The following is a 16,197-nucleotide window of genomic DNA, read 5'->3' as shown; positions in this document are numbered from 1 at the left end:
AAGAATATGGATTTGAAGAAATAGAGAAGGAGGTTAAAAAGATGTGTAATTTAGGAGAAATGATAGCCAGAGAAAATATAGAAAAAGGACATTCTATGGGACTGGTACAAGGACAAAAATTGGAAAGAAGAAAGAAAAATATTGAACATGTAACAAATTTAATGAGTGAATTACAATGTTCTATGCAAAGAGCTATGGATGTTTTAAAATTGACAGCTGATGAAAGAAAAGATGTTGAAGAATATTTTAAATCTTAAAATCATAGGCGATATGAATTTCATATCGCCTATTTTCTTTTAATGATTGTTACATTTCTTTGACCATCATGATTGACACGATGTGAAAAGAATAAATCATTATTTTCATTTGTACAATAAGAAGAAACTTGAATATTTTCTTCTAAAACCCCTAAATTTAATAATTGTTGTTTATTTAATCCTTTATTATCTAATAAATAATGATTTTCATCTGTTTTTTGATAAAAAGGTGAAGTATCAAAGTTCATTTTCTTAACTTGATTAATCACATCATCTTGCACTTCTAAGTGCTTTTTAGAAAGACAAGGACCTATTAAACAATACATTTCTTTTGGATTACAATTTTCTTTTTCAATAAGATAACGAATTGTATGATCAACAATTTGTCTAACTGTACCAAGCCATCCTGAATGAATAGCACAAACGATTTTTTGATCTTTGCAATAGACTAAAATTGGTGTGCAATCTGCATGAAATGACAGTAAGAATAAATCTTTATCTTTCGTATAAGTTGCATCTACTTCATAGAGGTCATCTGTTTGTTTTAACATATTGGTACCACCATCTTTCATTAAAAAGACTTGTTTTAAATTGGTAGAATGTGTTTGTCTAGGGGCTACCATATGTTCTAAATCTGTATTTAGTAATGAAGCAAGTTCTTGTCTATTTTCTAATACTTTTAAATAATTTGGATTATTTAAAGAAATATCACCTAATTTCCTAGTTGTTGTATATGCTTCTACATCTTCATGTAAATTCCATTTTATTAATTTCATTTGTTTCTCCTTTACAAAAGTCCAATTCTTTTTAATACATGACCATACCTTATATTAGGAGGTGTTATTATGAGCTGTAATTGTCAACAAAATACATGCTGTCAAGGACAATATGGAAACTTTGATAATAACGGTTATGCAAATTATTTTAATTCAAATATAGGAAATGGTTTTACTCCACAACCAATTGTCGCTCCTAAGAAAGTATGTACAACATTTCAAAATCAATATGTAGAACAACCTATTATTTGTCCAATTGAATGTCGTCGTGTCAATAACATTGTTTATGTTCCACGTTATTACCCTCGCTATGAACAAACATGTTATACACAAACAAATCGTTATTAAAAATAGGTGCTTAGCATCTATTTTTTTGTAAGTTCTTGTAAAAACTCATCATCTGGATCAATATAGATTGTTTTATAATTATCTAAAATTACTTTTCCTGGTTTACTACCCGCAGGTTTTTTGAGTGTTTTGACGAGTGTATAGTTTACTGGAACACTACTTGAATTTTTTCCTTTTGAATAGTATGCAGCAATTTTAGCAGCTAAACGAATCGTATATTCATCTAAATCTTGTGCTTTAACAATGACATGGCTTCCTGGCATATCTTTTGCATGGAACCACATATCATAACGATGCGCATATTTAAATGTTAAATAATCGTTTTGTAAGTTATTTTTACCAATATCGATTTCAATTCCATCTTTTGTAAGATATTGTTGAAATTGAGGACGTTTTTTCTTACGAATTGTATTTTTTTGTTTTTTCTTTTTTAAATATCCTTCGTTTTCTAATTCTTCTTTGATTTCTAAAGCATCATAATATGTTGCTTGTGACATAGCGGTTATTAAAGAATCGAAATATTCAATTTCTTTTTCAGTTAAATCAATTTGTTCTAAAAGAACATTGATTGAATTTTTAGCTTTTTGATATTTTTGATAATATTTTTGAGCATTGGCTTTTGGATCTAATTTAGGATCTAAAGTAATATCTAATTTTGTATTATCATAATAATTGTCAACAACAACATGAGTCATCCCTTTTTGTATTAAATGTAAAGAAGCATATAATAAATCTCCTTTAATACGATAATCATCACTATTATGTGAATCATCTAAGGTTGCTTTTAATTTCTTTAATTTTGAAGTATTTTTTTGATATTCATTTTGTATAAATTTTAAAAGATTACTTGTTTGTTGTTTAATTCTTTCTTTTTGATCTATTTCATTAAAGTGAGTATCTAAACCATCAAATAAAGAATATTTAGACGTTTCTCCTTGTAAATGTGTCAGTTCAATAACATGAAAATATTCTTTATCATTGACTTTCGTAATGTAGAGATTTTGAGAATTTTCTATTTCTTTCATAATCTCTTTAAAAGATTCATCTTGATCAATACGATATAAGATTTCTTTAGATAAAATAGGAGACATTCCTTGATAGATTTTAGTAAGTTGGTTATCTTCTACAAATTCATTTGTAAAAGGATCGAGTTTTTCCATCATTGGTGGTAATTGATAAAGGGCTCCTGGTTGTAAAAATCTTTCACTGTTCATACTTGGTGAAATATGTTTAATACAATCAATGATTTTATCGTTTTGACCTACTAAAATAATGTTTGAATGTTTTCCCATGACTTCTACATAGAGAACATATTCAATATAATCACCTAATTCATTGTGACAGCTAAAAGTGATTTTAAAAATACGATCCAAATCGATTTGTTCAATATCTTTAATATAACCACCTTCTAAAAGCTTACGATAAAGCATTGTAAGCGGATTAGGAGATTCTGGTGTTGGATAAGATAAAGATGTTAATTGAACACGTGCATACATTGGATGACTTGAAATCAATAACTGATAATTCTTTTTATTTGCACGAACTTGAAATAAAAGTTCATATTTTGATATTTGATAAATTTTATTGATACGACCGCCTTTTATTGTTTCTATCAATAAATTTTTTACTTGATGCATCATAATGCCATCATATGCCATAGTTATCACCCCAAAATACTATAACATATTTGAAATTTAATTGACATTATCTCTTTGTTATTGTAGAGTTATTTTTATAAAAAAAGGGGTGTGGAAAAATTGAAAAGAGGAATGTTAATCATTCTTAGTGGGCCTAGTGGTGTTGGTAAAGGAACAGTAAGAGAAGAATTGTTCAAAGATGAAAGTTTAAATTTAAGTTATTCTATTTCAATGACAACAAGAAAACCTAGACCTACAGAAACAGATGGTGTAGATTATTTCTTTGTTGATGAAAAAACGTTTGTAGATAAAATTGCTCAAGGTGGATTATTAGAATGGGCAAGATTTGTAGGTAATTATTATGGTACCCCTAAAGATAATGTAGATCGTTTATTAGATGAAGGGAAAAATGTCGTTTTAGAAATCGAAGTTCAAGGAGCGTTGCAAGTCATGAAAAAGTGTCCAGATGCCCTTACGATTTTCTTGGTACCACCTTCATTAGAAGAATTAGAAAGACGTATTCGTGGTAGACGTACTGAAAGCGAAGATATCGTAAAAGAACGTTTGGATAAAGCACGTAAAGAAATTCAAACAAAAGATGAATATAAATATGTTGTAGAAAATGATGATGTTCATCTAGCAAAAGATAAAATAGCAAAAATTATTAAAGAACATCAAAAGTAACTGTTGGTTTTTATAACTGACAGTTTTTTTGATAAAGCTACAATAGATGTGGTAAAATACAAACAAAAGAGAGGTGGAAATATGTATATTGTTAAAGTTCTTGTGGAACATGCAATCTATAAATTAGATACGACCTATGACTATTTATCTAAATATCAAGTTTTGGCAGGTTGTCGAGTCCATATCCGTTTTGGTTATCAACAACTTGTAGGTTATGTCGTTGAGTGTCAAGAAACACTTTTTACTCAAAAACAATTAGAAGAAAAAAATGGTTTTAAATATTCTTTTATCCAAGATGTCATTGATCAAAAACCATTACTTAATCAAGAATTACAAGAACTTGCAAACTATCTTTCAAAACAAACGCTTTCTACAAGAATCAGTTGTTTACAATGTATGTTACCACCTCAATTAAAACCAAGTACCAATCATAGTGTTGGTATTAAATATCAAAAAGTTGTTTCCTTTGTAAAAGATATTCCCCTTAAAACAACAAAACAACAAGAAGCTTTAAATTATATAAAAGAACACGATTTATTACCCATAAAGGATTATCCTTTTTCAACAGCTCTTTTAAATAATATAGAAAAACAAGGAGCAATTATTTATAAACAAGTAGAAGTTTATCGAAATCCTTACAATGAACATCTACAACAAGAAGATTATCCCTTGACTACTAGTCAACAAAAAGTTGTTAATCAAATATTAGCATCTTTTCATCAATTTAAAACCTTTTTACTTTATGGAGTCACAGGTTCAGGAAAAACAGAAGTTTATTTACACCTTTCTAGATTTGTGATTGAACAAGGAAAAACTGTCTTGATGCTTGTCCCTGAAATTGCTTTGACTCCAATGATGGTCTCTGCTTTTAAAAGCCGTTTTGGGAAAAGCGTCGCTATCTTACATTCAAAATTATCAGCGGGAGAAAGATATGATGAATATCGTCGAATCATTGGTGATGAAGTAAAAATTGTCGTTGGAGCAAGAAGTGCTGTTTTTGCACCACTGGAAAATATAGGTTTGATTATTATGGATGAAGAACATGATGCTAGTTATAAACAAGAAAGTCCACCACGTTATTTAACATCTCAAGTAGCGAGAAAAAGGGGTGCTTATCATCAATGTCCAGTTGTTTTAGGTAGTGCCACACCTTCTCTTGAAAGCTATAGTCGTGCTTTAAAGGGTGCATATGAATTATGTATACTTTCTCAAAGGGTCAATCAAAAACCTTTACCACAAATTGAATTGATTGATATGGTCGAAGAAATGAAAGCACATCATTATGAAGTATTATCAAGGAAGATGAAAGCTAAAATACAAGAAACAATCGATAAAAATGAACAAGTGATTTTATTGCTTAATAAAAGAGGTTATTCAAGTTATGTTCGTTGTTTAGATTGTGATGAGGTATTAAAATGTCCTCATTGTGATGTATCTTTAACTTATCACAAAGATACCCATACAATGCGTTGTCATTATTGTGACTTTCAAGTACCTTACCAGCAAAAATGCAGTCATTGTGGAAGTACCAATATTAAACTTATTGGCAGTGGGACACAAAAGATAGAAGAATATTTACAAAATAATTTTATAAATTCAAGAGTGATTCGCTATGATGTAGATTCTACAAGGAAGAAGCAAGGACATCATCAATTGCTTAAACAATTTGAAAATCAAGAAGCAAATATATTAATAGGAACACAGATGATTGCTAAAGGATTAGATTTTGAAAATGTGACTTTTGTAGGAGTTATTAATGCAGATCTTTCTTTAAATATTCCTGATTTTAGAGCAAATGAAAGAACATTTCAATTATTAGAACAAGTTTCTGGTAGAAGTGGTCGAGGGAAGAAACAAGGAACAGTGATGATTCAAACGTATAACCCTGATCATTTTGTTTTACAATGTGTTAAAAATCATGATTATCAAAGTTTTTATCAAAAAGAAATGGAAATGAGAAAACTTGCAAAATATCCACCTTATTGTTATTTAATAAGTATTTTAGTGCAAGGTAAAAAAGAAGATGATGTGACTTTTTGTAGTCAACAAATAAAGGAATATTTAGTAAAACAATTACCGAAGGCAATTGTTTTAGGACCTGCTAATTGTACGATTTATAAGATGAATGATATTTATCGAAAGAGAATGACACTTAAAATAACGAATACAACACATGTTTATGAGGTGTTGCATGCAATGAGTGATTATTATAATAAAAAAGGAAGAAAGGTAAATGTGATATGTGATTTTAATCCATACACAACGATATAGTTATGGCAAGAGAAAATGCATATATGATTTTAAATCAATATTTTGAAGATGAGAGTTTTTTAAATATTGCTTTAAATGAACAATTAAAGAAAAGTAATTTAAAAAGAGAAGATAAAGATTTATGTACGACCATTGTTTATGGAACAATTCAAAATCTTTTATATATTCAATATCAACTTCAACCTTATATTAAAGGAAAAAGAGTAAAGAAAAAAATAAGGACACTTCTTTATATGTCTTTATATCAATTGATATATTTAGATAAAATACCTGAATATGCCATTATTAATGAAGCGGTTAAAATAGCTAAAAAAGAAGGTTATCAAACAAGTCAATTTGTAAATGCGGTATTGAGGAATTTTACAAGAAACGAAAGAAGATCGTTAGAGGAATTAGATGAATTAGAAAAAATCTCGATTATGACATCACATCCTTTATGGATGGTCAAAATGTTTAATAAACAATATGGTTTAGAAAAAACAAAAATGATTTGTGAAGAAGATAACATGCCTCCTACAAGAAGTGGGAGAGTCAATACATTAAAAACAACAAAAGAAGAGTTATTAAAAGAAAGCTGTTTTGAAGAGGGAACATTGTCTCAAGATGCTCTTTTATATAAAAGAGGAAATCTAGCCTATACTTCTTATTACAAAGAAGGTAAAGTAACGATTCAAGATGAATCAAGTCAATTAGTAGCAAGACTTTTAGATCCTCAAAAAACAGATTACGTTTTAGATATGTGTAGTGCTCCAGGAAGTAAAACAACACATCTTGCAGCATTAATGGAAAATCAAGGAAAAATAGAAGCCTATGATTTATATAAGCACAAAGTAAAATTAATAGAACATAATTTAAAACGTTTAGGTGTTAAAAATGTACATGTTCAAGCAGGTGATTCTACAAAGCTCATAGAACGCTATCCTCCTGAAACGTTTGATCGTATTTTATTAGATGCACCTTGTTCAGGATTTGGAGTTTTAAAACGTAAACCAGAAATTAAATATCATGATTCGAGTGTGATGGATGGTTTAATCCCATTACAAGCACTTTTATTAGAAAATGCGTATAATTTATTGAAAAATGATGGTACAATGGTTTATAGTACATGTACAATCAATAAAAAGGAAAATGGGATGATGATTGAACATTTTATTCAAAAACATCCTGATATGAAAGTTATTGAACAACGTACAATTTTGAATTATGAATATCACACAGATGGATTTTATATGTGTAAAATGAAAAAGGGATAGAAGATGGAACATTTATATAATTATTCTTTAGAAGAATTAACTGAATATTTTAAATCAATCAATGAAAAAACTTTTAGAGCAAAGCAGGTTTTTCAATGGTTATATCAAAAAAATGCTTTTGATTTTCAAGAAATGTCTAATATATCAAAAGATTTAAGAGAAAAATTGGAAAAACAATGCATCATTGATACCTTTGAAATACAAGAAAAGCAAGTATCAAGTGATGGAACTATCAAATACTTATTTAAAATGATTGATGGTAACTTAATAGAAGCCGTTTTAATGAGACATGACTATGGTCAATCATTATGTGTAACAAGTCAAGTAGGATGCAATATGCAATGTGCCTTCTGTGCTAGTGGGCTTTTAAAAAAACAACGTAACTTAACAGCTGGTGAAATGGTCAATCAAGTCATGGCAGTCGCTAAAGATACAGGTATTCGTGTTTCACATGTTGTTGTCATGGGAACAGGTGAACCTTTTGATAACTATGATGAAGTGATGAAATTCGTTAGAATTATTAATCATCCTCATGGTTTAGCTATTGGAGCAAGACATATTACGATTTCTACATGTGGACTTGTCAATATGATTGAAAGATATAGCAATGAAGGAATTCAAACAAACCTTGCTATTTCTTTACATGCCCCTAATGATGAAATTAGAGACCAATTAATGCCTGTAAATAAAGCGTTTAATATGGATGCTTTAAGAAAAGGTGTTGCAGATTATATCGAAAAAACGAATCGTAGAGTGACATTTGAATATATTTTATTAGATGATGTCAACGATTCACTTGCACATGCTAGACAGCTTGCTCATTATATGAGAGGATTGAATGCGTATGTGAATTTAATTCCTTATAATAGTGTTGATGAACATGGTTTTAAACCAAGTAGTCATGTAGAGGAATTTAAAGACGAACTATTAAGATTACATATTAACTGTACGGTTAGAAAAGAACATGGTAGAGATATAGATGGAGCATGTGGTCAGCTAAGAGCAAAACGTAGTGGGGTGATATAATGGAGTATTATGCATTGACTGATATTGGGAAAATCAGAGAAAAAAATCAAGATCAAGCAGCAACGGCCATCAATTTAAAAGATCAGGTTTTAGGTGTTGTTTGTGATGGTATGGGAGGACATAAGGCAGGAGAAATTGCATCTCATGTTGTAGAAGAACATGTACTTACATGTTTTAAAGCCAATCCACCTTTTTTGGATGATGAAGAAGTGACAAATTGGTTAATGGATACTGTTTTAGAAGCTCATCAAATTGTAAAAAGAATGGCTAATATGCAAGAAGATACGAAAGGAATGGGAACAACTGTAGCGATTGCGGTGGTTGATGGTGATGATGCTTTCTTTTGTCATGTAGGTGATAGTCGTATTTATATTTATGATGATCAAGAAATTACCCAAATGACAAGGGATCATACTTTAGTCAATGAATTGATTGAAAGAGGAGCAATTACAAAGGAAGAAGGAAAGAATCATCGTCAAAAGAATGTTTTAATGCAAGCTATTGGTGTTGAGATGAATATTGTACCAGATATTCAAAAGTATAAATTAAATGGGAAGAATATTTTGATTTGTAGTGATGGGTTATTTAATTCTTTAGAAGATGAGGAAATTTTAAATATTGTTAAAAAAAATATGAATGTTAGAGATAAAGTACATCTTTTAATTGAACAAGCAAATGAACATGGTGGACATGATAATATTGCTGCTGTGTTAATAGAAGGAGGACGTTAAAAAATGAATAAAATCATTGCTGAACGTTATGAATTGATTGATATTATTGGTCAAGGAGGAATGGCAGATGTTTATCTAGCAAATGATACGATTTTAAATCGTACAATTGCTATCAAGATATTACGTACATCTTTAGCGAAAGATCCAATTTATATTGCAAGATTTCAAAGAGAAGCTTCAGCAGCAGCTGCGCTTTCACATAAAAATATTGTTGAAATTTATGATGTTGGTGAAGATAATGATCAATACTATATTGTCATGGAATATGTACCTGGTAGAACATTGAAAGAATTAATTGCTAAAAGAGGTGCTTTACATGTAATGGAAGCTATTGACATTATGAAACAAGTGCTTTCAGGAACAGCAAGAGCACATCAAATGGGAATTATTCATCGTGATTTAAAACCACAAAATATTTTAGTAACGGATACAGGAACAGCTAAGATTGCTGATTTTGGAATTGCTTCTATTCAATCACTTACACAGTTTACACAAACAGATGTGATTATGGGTTCTCTTCATTATTTAGCACCAGAATTAGCACGAGGAGAAAAAGCGACAGTTCAAAGTGATATTTATGCTTTAGGAATTGTTTTTTATGAATTATTAAGAGGACAAGTACCATTTAATGGGGAATCTCCAGTGAATATTGCTTTAAAACATATGCAAGAAGATTTACCATCACTTAGAGAATTTAATCCATCTATTCCTCAATCAGTAGAAAATATTATTATTAAAGCAACTGCTAAAAACTTAAATGATCGTTATAAAAGTGCTACGGAAATGTTAGAAGATTTACAAACATGTTTATCTAGAACAGATGAAGAAAAACTTGTTTTTGATCATAGTGATGAAGTGAATGATCCTACGATTGTTGTAAATCCACGACAAATCTTTGATGAAGAAGAACCAGAAGAAGTTGAAGAAAGAGCTGTTGAAAAGAAGAATAATAATGGTAAAGGAAAACAAATTTTAGAAAAATTAAAAAATCCTAAAGTTCTTGCAGGAGTCGTTGCAGGTGTTGTTTTGATTATTGGAATTATTTGTTATTTCTTACTTTTTGGTGGAAATAAACAACCAAATGTAATGCCAGATTTAGTTGGATTGAAACAAGGTGAAGCAGAAAAAATATTAAAAGATTATGATGTTACAATTAATAAGACAGTTTTTAAAGAATTATCTGATGATTATAAAAAAGGTTTAATTACAAAAACTGATCCAGAAAAAGGTTCTTCTATTAAAGAAGGAGATGTTATCACAATTACTGTTTCAAAAGGTAAATATATTGTTTTAGATAATTATACGGGATTAAGTTATGATGAAGCTAAAAAGAAATTAAATAAGATTGGCTTTAAAGTTGATATAAAACGTGAAGTTTCTGATAAAAAGGCGGGAACAGTTTTAGAACAAAGTTTAGAAAAAGGTTATAAACAAGATCCTACAGATAAAGATCGTACAATTACACTTACGATTTCTAAAGGATCCTATGTGATTTTAGATGATTATACAGGTATGAGCTATGATGATGCCTATAATAAATTGAGTGGTTTAGGATTCAATGTTACAAAACGTGAACAAACTTCTGATCAACCGGCAGGTACCGTTATTGATCAAAATTTAGCGAAAGGCTATAAAGTAGACCCAACAGATACAAATAGAAATATTACGTTGACTGTTTCTACTGGTTATAGTCAAACAGTGCCTTCTGTTGTTGGTTTAACACCAGATAGTGCGAAATCTAATCTTGAAAACTTAGGCTTTACTGTTTCAATGGAAGGGACACAATTCCCTGAATCAGGTGGAGATGAACGTTATATCGGTGCAGTTTACAAACAAAGTATTGCTGCTGGAACAAAAGTAGATAAAAAAGGAACGACAATTACAATCTATTATTATGAAGACTAACATAGATGAAGGGCGTATTGTCAAGGCATTAGCTGGTTTTTATTACATTGATGATGGTCATGAAGTGCATCAATGTCGTGCCCGTGGAAAATTTAGAAAACAAGATATAAAACCAGTTGTTGGTGATTTTGTAGAATTTCAAAAAGGTAACCATGATGATGGTTACCTTCTCAAAATATTAGAGAGAAAAAATGTTTTAAGAAGACCACCGATTGCAAATATTGATCAAGCATTACTTGTTTTTTCAAGAAAAGAGCCTGATTTTTCAACAGTATTATTAGATAAGTTCTTATTATTGATAGAACACTATCACATTAAACCAATCATTGTTATTTCTAAAATGGATATTGAAGGGGATGACTCTATTTATCAATATATTCAAGAATATAGAAATGCAGGATATACTGTGATTGAAACAAGTTCTAAACAAAATAAAGGAATAAATGAGATTAAAGAAATTTTTAAAGATCAAGTGACTGTGATTACTGGACAAAGTGGTGTTGGTAAATCAACGCTTTTAAATGCGTTAGATATTTCTTTAAATTTGGAAACAAATCAAATATCAAAAGCTCTTGGAAGAGGGAAACATACGACAAGACATGTTGAACTCATGAATTTATATGATGGTTATGTAGCAGATACTCCTGGTTTTTCATCTCTTGAATTAGAGATGGAACCAACAGAAGCAGCGAGAGCATATCATGATTTTGATGAATATGCTACTGCTTGTAAGTTTAGAGGATGTTTGCATGATAGTGAACCTCATTGTGCTGTTAAAGAGGCTGTTGATGAAGGAAAGATTTCTAAAGAACGTTATGAACATTATTTAACAATGTTAAAAGAATTAAAGGAAAAAAAGGAGAAACGATATGGTTAAAGTTGCACCTTCTCTTCTTTCAGCAAATTTTGCTTGTTTGAAAGATGATATTGAAAAAATCGAAAATGGAAAAGCTGATTGGCTTCATTATGATGTTATGGATGGACATTTTGTACCTAATATTTCTTTTGGATATAGTATTTTAAAAGATGTTTCTAAAGTAACAAATTTATTTTTAGATGTTCATTTAATGATCAGTGAACCTCAAAAGTATGTAGATGAATTTATTAAAAGTGGAGCAAATTTAATTGTTTTTCATATTGAAACAATGGAAAATAAAGAAGATACTTTAGCACTTATTCATCATATTAAAGAAAATAATGTACAAGTAGGAATAAGTATTAAACCAAATACACCGGTTGATGCTATTCAAGATTATTTATCTTTATTAGATGTTGTTTTAGTGATGTCCGTTGAACCAGGGTTTGGTGGACAATCATTTAAGAAAATTGCTCTTGATAAAATTAAAGATCTAGCTTCAAGAAGAAAAGATAATAATTACAATTATCTCATTGAAGTTGATGGTGGAATCAACGAATCAACAGGAAAACAATGTAAAGAAGCAGGTGTTGATGTTCTTGTTGCTGGAAGCTATGTATTTAATAGTGAAGATTGTTCACAAAGGATTGCTTCTTTAAAATGAAAATAGCGTTATGTGCCACACATTTAGAAAAGATGATACTTCCTCAAGACAGAGAATATATTGGGGTAGATCATGGTGTGGAAGAATTATTGAAACAAGGAATTACACCAAAGTTTGCCATCGGTGATTTTGATTCCTTACAAAATAGACAGACATTAGAAAATTTAAATATTCAAATTTTACCAGAAAGAAAAGATGTGACAGATACTCATGCTGCTATCGAATATGCAATTTCTAAAGGTTATGATGAAATTGAATTATATGGTGTTACCGGAGGACGTTTAGATCATTTTTTTGCAGTTATGTGTTTGCTTGAAAAATATCAAGATGTTTCTATAAAGGTTATTGATCAACAAAACTGTATTCAATTATTAAAACCAGGAATTCATCATATATATAATCAAGAATATTATTATTTTTCATTATTTGCTTTAAATGAAAGTATTCTATCTATTAGTCAAGCTGAATATACATTAGATCATTATTTACTTAAAAGAGATGATCCATTATGTGTATCAAATGAAGTTAAAGGTGATTATACAATTATTGAAAATAATGAAAATATTATTTTAGTTCGATCAAGAGATGCTAAATAGGCATCTTTTTCTTTTGAAAAAGAGTTATAATAATAGAAAGAGTTAAATAATGTTTCTAAAGAGATTGACAATGGAGAATTATATGTTATAATTAAGTAGTAATCATTCCTAATAAGGAATTAAAAAAAGGAGAAAAGAAATATGGCTAAATTTGTATGTAAAGTATGTGGATATGTTTATGAAGGAGATGCAGCACCAGCTGAATGTCCAGTGTGTCACGTAGGGGCTGACATGTTTGAAGAAGTAAAAGGTGAAATGAAATTAGCAGCTGAACATGAATATGGAATCTATGCTAAAACTGTAAAAAATAATCCTGATATCAGTGATGAAGATAAAAAATATATCTTTGATCAATTAAAAGCTAACTTTGAAGGTGAATGTTCAGAAGTTGGTATGTATTTATGTATGGCAAGAATTGCTCATAGAGAAGGTTATCCTGAAATTGGATTATATTGGGAAAAAGCTGCTTATGAAGAAGCAGAACATGCAGCTAAATTTGCTGAAATGTTAGGAGAAGATTTAGAACCAAATATGAAAGCAACAACTAAAGATAATTTAGCTTGGCGTGTTGATTGTGAATTTGGAGCTACTGCTGGTAAAGTTGAACTTGCTACATGTGCTAAAAAGAATAATTTAGATGCAATTCATGATACTGTTCATGAAATGGCTAGAGATGAAGCTAGACATGGTAAAGCATTAAAAGGTTTATTAGATAGATATTTTGGGAAATAATAGAATTATTGAATTATAGAAGGGCTCAATTGAAATGAGCTCTTTTTATCTACAGTAGTAATTAAATTCTCAAAAATTAAAATATTATAATCAAAAAAATGTGAAAGATATTTATTGAAGTATGATAGTATTAAGTTGCTAGATATAAATATTTAGCAACGCCATTAAAAAGTATTGTAATGACAATCATATTAGTATTTCCAGCTTCTATAAACAAAAGGCTTTGATTCTTGAAGAAGAAAATACTTTTCTTCCTGTCATCATTGATAAAAGTATGATGTTATTGATTTTGATATTGCCCATTATCATATTTCCTGTACCAAACAAAATCTCAAGATTTTATTGGAGAACCTGCTATGATTATCAATACCGATGAAATCAAAAATATTTATGTTGCCAAGCAGTTTTGTGACATGAGAAAACAAATTGATGGTCTTGCTTTGATTGTTACATCTCAGTTCAGCATGAATGTCTTGGATCATAGCTTGTTTATTTTTACTGATTTTTCACCAAGCTACATTTGGCTTCGTAGGATCATAATGTCTGTTTAATAGATTTTTTAATTTGTCAGAGAAATCATGACTAACTGTTGTTTGAATATATGGCTTAATATATTTTGCTTTGATATTGTTTTCCTTCATGATCGAATAAACATATTTTTGACTTACCTTTTCACCCTTTTTGTTCAGTAGTTCTGTTATTTTTGGTGATCCATATATTTCATACGATTCCTTATGGATTTTCTTTTGCTTTTCTTCCTTAACTGCCTTATAAATATCTGTTTTGTTTATTTTCCCAGTATGCCAATAGCCTTTTTTAACACTTCTAACGCATCCTGTGTATCTTTTAATTCTTTTCTTAATCTTGCAATTTCTTTAGCCTCATCACTAGAAAAATTACCGGATCCTCGAGATTCAATTTTATTGCCATTGTTGTTTGCATCTTTTATCCATTTATGAATTGTACTGTCTGCAATACCAAATCTTTTAGCAATAGAAACTTTGAATTCTTCAGGATGTTGGTTAGCATAATCTACAACTCCTTGTTTAAATTCATCATCAAATACTGGTTTTGACATAGTCTTTCTCCATTTCTTTTTTTACTTATGACATTGCACCAAATGATGTTTAATTCTTCCATTTAACTTGTACAGTTTTTATACTAACATCAATATTTATATTATTATACTGTGGTTTGGAAAAATAAAAAATTGTATTTCATCAACGTTTCATAAATGGTGTTTATAATATTATTGAAAGTAGTTATAAAAGGCTTTTGTTTAAAAAATAAAGGAGGATAAAATTATGGAAAAAAAGTAGCTAGAGGTGCATTCCTATTACTTACGTTATGTTTGAGCTTAAGTACAGTTGGGTGTAAAAAAAGTAATGAAAGCAATAAAATTAAAGAAGGACAATCAATATAAGTTCTGAAGAGAAGGGTACGTCAACTAACAAAAAGGATAAAAATGCAACATTTAAGCCATCAGATTATACTTTAAAAACAAAAAAAGAATATGTTTATGAATATTTAGGTCTTAAATTTAAACTTTCAAATAAATTTAAAAAGTATATGGATGATAAAAAGATAGCGATGTTAGATGATCAAAGTCCTATAGATAAGGAATTAAAATATGCTTTTTTAACTTTTAATAAAATGACTAAAGAGCAAAAAAAAGCAGTTGTTAATAAAAAGGAAGGTGGTTATGAAAAATGGGAAAATGGGCTTAAAAGAATTGGAACTATTGGTATATTTGAAAAAAATACATCAGAAGAAAAAATATCTAAAATGACAAAATGTGATACTCATACTAAAATAGGAGTTTCAAGTGATGGAAAATACGATTGCTATTTTAGTACAAACAGCGGATCTGAAATTAAACTTCTGAATGAATTTAAAAAAACTGAGATTCAAATTATAGAAAAAAAAGAACGTCCTAAAAACGGTTTTGTTCTATCAGAAAAAACTGATTTAGAAAATACAGAAGCATTTAAAAAATAATCAGTTAGGAATTTACGTAAACTATTACTAAAAGACATAAATGGTTAGGATTTTACAAGTAAATATTTTGAGAAGTATGGTAAACGTATTTACAATTTAGCGTAAAGTTTGTGTAAAAGAGATTCCAAATTTAGTTGAGGTTTAGAACGAAATAAAAATTAAATGTTTTAATATTGTTAGTGTTGCTATAGATAATGTTGATGATAACGGTGAAAACAAGTGATTAATTGAAAAAAGAATTAACAAAAATAAAAAATAAGTAAATGTAAAGCGGTGAATGGTATATGGTTAATTAGTTTTAAAAAAGCCGTAATTTCTCTTTATTAATATGACTATGACTTACTATGGATATAGTCATGGAGCGACTAGAGTTGAATTGGAGAAGGTAATAAGAATTTGCTTGGAGTGTGTTGGAATTGGATAGAATTAAAAAAATTGAAACATTTAAGCTTGATAAGAATTT

18 protein-coding genes and 1 pseudogene are annotated in these 16,197 nt (G+C 29.3%); 15 read left to right on the top strand and 4 right to left on the bottom strand.

The genetic code is table 11. The features are described from left to right. Nucleotides 1–257, top strand: a pseudogene (locus LJD34_RS08820) (hypothetical protein); the annotation flags it as partial. Nucleotides 258–286: 29 nt separating this feature from the next. Here the strand turns inward: LJD34_RS08820 and pgeF are convergent. Continuing rightward, the gene (gene pgeF / locus LJD34_RS08815; RefSeq protein ID WP_175302027.1) at nt 287–1,033 is read right to left on the bottom strand and encodes a peptidoglycan editing factor PgeF; all 747 of its coding nucleotides are present in this window, start codon (nt 1,031–1,033) and stop codon (nt 287–289) included. A 69-nt stretch (nt 1,034–1,102) separates the two neighbouring features. On the opposite strand from pgeF, the gene LJD34_RS08810 reads away from it, so the two are divergent. Then, nucleotides 1,103–1,381, top strand: coding sequence for a hypothetical protein (locus LJD34_RS08810; RefSeq protein ID WP_175302021.1), 279 nt, complete (start codon nt 1,103–1,105; stop codon nt 1,379–1,381). A 17-nt stretch (nt 1,382–1,398) separates the two neighbouring features. Here the strand turns inward: LJD34_RS08810 and LJD34_RS08805 are convergent, their stop codons facing one another. Next, complete coding sequence (locus LJD34_RS08805) at nt 1,399–3,039, bottom strand: NFACT family protein (RefSeq protein ID WP_147580799.1); 1,641 nt, start codon at nt 3,037–3,039, stop codon at nt 1,399–1,401. A gap of 99 nt (nt 3,040–3,138) precedes the next feature. Between LJD34_RS08805 and gmk the strand changes: the two genes are divergently transcribed. The 11 genes from gmk (at nt 3,139) to tnpB (ending at nt 14,287) form a co-directional block, all read left to right on the top strand. Continuing rightward, nucleotides 3,139–3,702, top strand: a complete 564-nt coding sequence (gmk, locus tag LJD34_RS08800) for a guanylate kinase (RefSeq protein ID WP_032089890.1) — start codon at nt 3,139–3,141, stop codon at nt 3,700–3,702. 81 nt (nt 3,703–3,783) lie between these two features. After that, complete coding sequence (gene priA, locus LJD34_RS08795; RefSeq protein ID WP_032089891.1) at nt 3,784–5,973, top strand: primosomal protein N'; 2,190 nt, start codon at nt 3,784–3,786, stop codon at nt 5,971–5,973. A 2-nt stretch (nt 5,974–5,975) separates the two neighbouring features. Then, nucleotides 5,976–7,226 carry a 16S rRNA (cytosine(967)-C(5))-methyltransferase RsmB gene (rsmB, locus tag LJD34_RS08790; protein ID WP_175302025.1) on the top strand — a complete coding sequence of 417 codons (1,251 nt, stop codon included), beginning with the start codon at nt 5,976–5,978 and terminating at the stop codon, nt 7,224–7,226. A 3-nt stretch (nt 7,227–7,229) separates the two neighbouring features. After that, nucleotides 7,230–8,252: a 23S rRNA (adenine(2503)-C(2))-methyltransferase RlmN gene (rlmN, locus tag LJD34_RS08785; protein WP_227359653.1), complete on the top strand. Its 1,023-nt coding sequence runs from the start codon at nt 7,230–7,232 to the stop codon at nt 8,250–8,252. Next, complete coding sequence (locus tag LJD34_RS08780) at nt 8,252–8,983, top strand: Stp1/IreP family PP2C-type Ser/Thr phosphatase (RefSeq protein WP_032089894.1); 732 nt, start codon at nt 8,252–8,254, stop codon at nt 8,981–8,983. The genes rlmN and LJD34_RS08780 overlap by 1 nt, the downstream gene beginning before the upstream one ends. Before the next feature lie 3 nt (nt 8,984–8,986). Continuing rightward, entirely contained in the window at nt 8,987–10,888 is a 1,902-nt protein-coding gene (gene pknB, locus LJD34_RS08775) for a Stk1 family PASTA domain-containing Ser/Thr kinase (protein ID WP_227359652.1), read from the top strand. 1 nt (nt 10,889) lies between these two features. Beyond that, nucleotides 10,890–11,765 (top strand): ribosome small subunit-dependent GTPase A, encoded by an 876-nt coding sequence (gene rsgA / locus LJD34_RS08770; RefSeq protein ID WP_032089960.1) that lies wholly within the window; start codon nt 10,890–10,892, stop codon nt 11,763–11,765. Beyond that, on the top strand, nt 11,758–12,408 hold the full coding sequence (rpe, locus tag LJD34_RS08765; protein WP_227359651.1) for a ribulose-phosphate 3-epimerase: 651 nt from the start codon (nt 11,758–11,760) through the stop codon (nt 12,406–12,408). Before rsgA ends, rpe begins: the two co-directional genes overlap by 8 nt. Continuing rightward, nucleotides 12,405–13,004, top strand: coding sequence for a thiamine diphosphokinase (locus LJD34_RS08760; protein ID WP_175302023.1), 600 nt, complete (start codon nt 12,405–12,407; stop codon nt 13,002–13,004). The genes rpe and LJD34_RS08760 overlap by 4 nt, the downstream gene beginning before the upstream one ends. A gap of 141 nt (nt 13,005–13,145) precedes the next feature. After that, nucleotides 13,146–13,736, top strand: a complete 591-nt coding sequence (locus LJD34_RS08755; protein ID WP_022000839.1) for a rubredoxin-like domain-containing protein — start codon at nt 13,146–13,148, stop codon at nt 13,734–13,736. Between the two features lie 356 nt (nt 13,737–14,092). Further along, nucleotides 14,093–14,287, top strand: coding sequence for an IS66 family insertion sequence element accessory protein TnpB (gene tnpB / locus LJD34_RS08750; protein ID WP_081918897.1), 195 nt, complete (start codon nt 14,093–14,095; stop codon nt 14,285–14,287). Here the strand turns inward: tnpB and LJD34_RS16795 are convergent. Next, entirely contained in the window at nt 14,243–14,476 is a 234-nt protein-coding gene (locus LJD34_RS16795) for an IS3 family transposase (RefSeq protein WP_227359654.1), read from the bottom strand. The genes tnpB and LJD34_RS16795 overlap by 45 nt on opposite strands. Nucleotides 14,477–14,523: 47 nt before the next feature. Beyond that, nucleotides 14,524–14,814 carry a transposase gene (locus LJD34_RS08740; protein WP_227359650.1) on the bottom strand — a complete coding sequence of 97 codons (291 nt, stop codon included), beginning with the start codon at nt 14,812–14,814 and terminating at the stop codon, nt 14,524–14,526. A gap of 512 nt (nt 14,815–15,326) precedes the next feature. Between LJD34_RS08740 and LJD34_RS08735 the strand changes: the two genes are divergently transcribed. Continuing rightward, nucleotides 15,327–15,734 carry a hypothetical protein gene (locus tag LJD34_RS08735; RefSeq protein WP_227359649.1) on the top strand — a complete coding sequence of 136 codons (408 nt, stop codon included), beginning with the start codon at nt 15,327–15,329 and terminating at the stop codon, nt 15,732–15,734. A 328-nt stretch (nt 15,735–16,062) separates the two neighbouring features. After that, the gene (locus LJD34_RS16610) at nt 16,063–16,158 is read left to right on the top strand and encodes a CD1871A family CXXC motif-containing protein (RefSeq protein WP_318532721.1); all 96 of its coding nucleotides are present in this window, start codon (nt 16,063–16,065) and stop codon (nt 16,156–16,158) included. Nucleotides 16,159–16,197 lie beyond the last annotated feature (39 nt).

Origin of the sequence: Faecalibacillus sp. MSK20_93, assembly GCF_020589945.1 — a bacterium.
In the GTDB taxonomy this organism is placed as follows: Bacteria; Bacillota_I; Bacilli_A; order Erysipelotrichales; family Coprobacillaceae; genus Faecalibacillus; species Faecalibacillus intestinalis.
Note: the sequence above shows the minus strand (reverse complement) of the source record. Positions and strands in the feature narration are given on the sequence as shown.

Bases quoted from the DNA above. Each gene is read 5' to 3' on its own strand.
- pgeF (WP_175302027.1), bottom strand. From the start codon at position 1,033: ATGAAATTAATAAAATGGAATTTACATGAAGATGTAGAAGCATATACA.
- LJD34_RS08810 (WP_175302021.1), top strand. From the start codon at position 1,103: ATGAGCTGTAATTGTCAACAAAATACATGCTGTCAAGGACAATATGGA.
- LJD34_RS08805 (WP_147580799.1), bottom strand. From the start codon at position 3,039: ATGGCATATGATGGCATTATGATGCATCAAGTAAAAAATTTATTGATA.
- priA (WP_032089891.1), top strand. From the start codon at position 3,784: ATGTATATTGTTAAAGTTCTTGTGGAACATGCAATCTATAAATTAGAT.
- rsmB (WP_175302025.1), top strand. From the start codon at position 5,976: ATGGCAAGAGAAAATGCATATATGATTTTAAATCAATATTTTGAAGAT.
- rlmN (WP_227359653.1), top strand. From the start codon at position 7,230: ATGGAACATTTATATAATTATTCTTTAGAAGAATTAACTGAATATTTT.
- LJD34_RS08780 (WP_032089894.1), top strand. From the start codon at position 8,252: ATGGAGTATTATGCATTGACTGATATTGGGAAAATCAGAGAAAAAAAT.
- pknB (WP_227359652.1), top strand. From the start codon at position 8,987: ATGAATAAAATCATTGCTGAACGTTATGAATTGATTGATATTATTGGT.
- rpe (WP_227359651.1), top strand. From the start codon at position 11,758: ATGGTTAAAGTTGCACCTTCTCTTCTTTCAGCAAATTTTGCTTGTTTG.
- LJD34_RS08760 (WP_175302023.1), top strand. From the start codon at position 12,405: ATGAAAATAGCGTTATGTGCCACACATTTAGAAAAGATGATACTTCCT.
- LJD34_RS08755 (WP_022000839.1), top strand. From the start codon at position 13,146: ATGGCTAAATTTGTATGTAAAGTATGTGGATATGTTTATGAAGGAGAT.
- tnpB (WP_081918897.1), top strand. From the start codon at position 14,093: ATGATTATCAATACCGATGAAATCAAAAATATTTATGTTGCCAAGCAG.
- LJD34_RS08740 (WP_227359650.1), bottom strand. From the start codon at position 14,814: ATGTCAAAACCAGTATTTGATGATGAATTTAAACAAGGAGTTGTAGAT.
- LJD34_RS08735 (WP_227359649.1), top strand. From the start codon at position 15,327: ATGTTAGATGATCAAAGTCCTATAGATAAGGAATTAAAATATGCTTTT.
- LJD34_RS16610 (WP_318532721.1), top strand. From the start codon at position 16,063: ATGACTATGACTTACTATGGATATAGTCATGGAGCGACTAGAGTTGAA.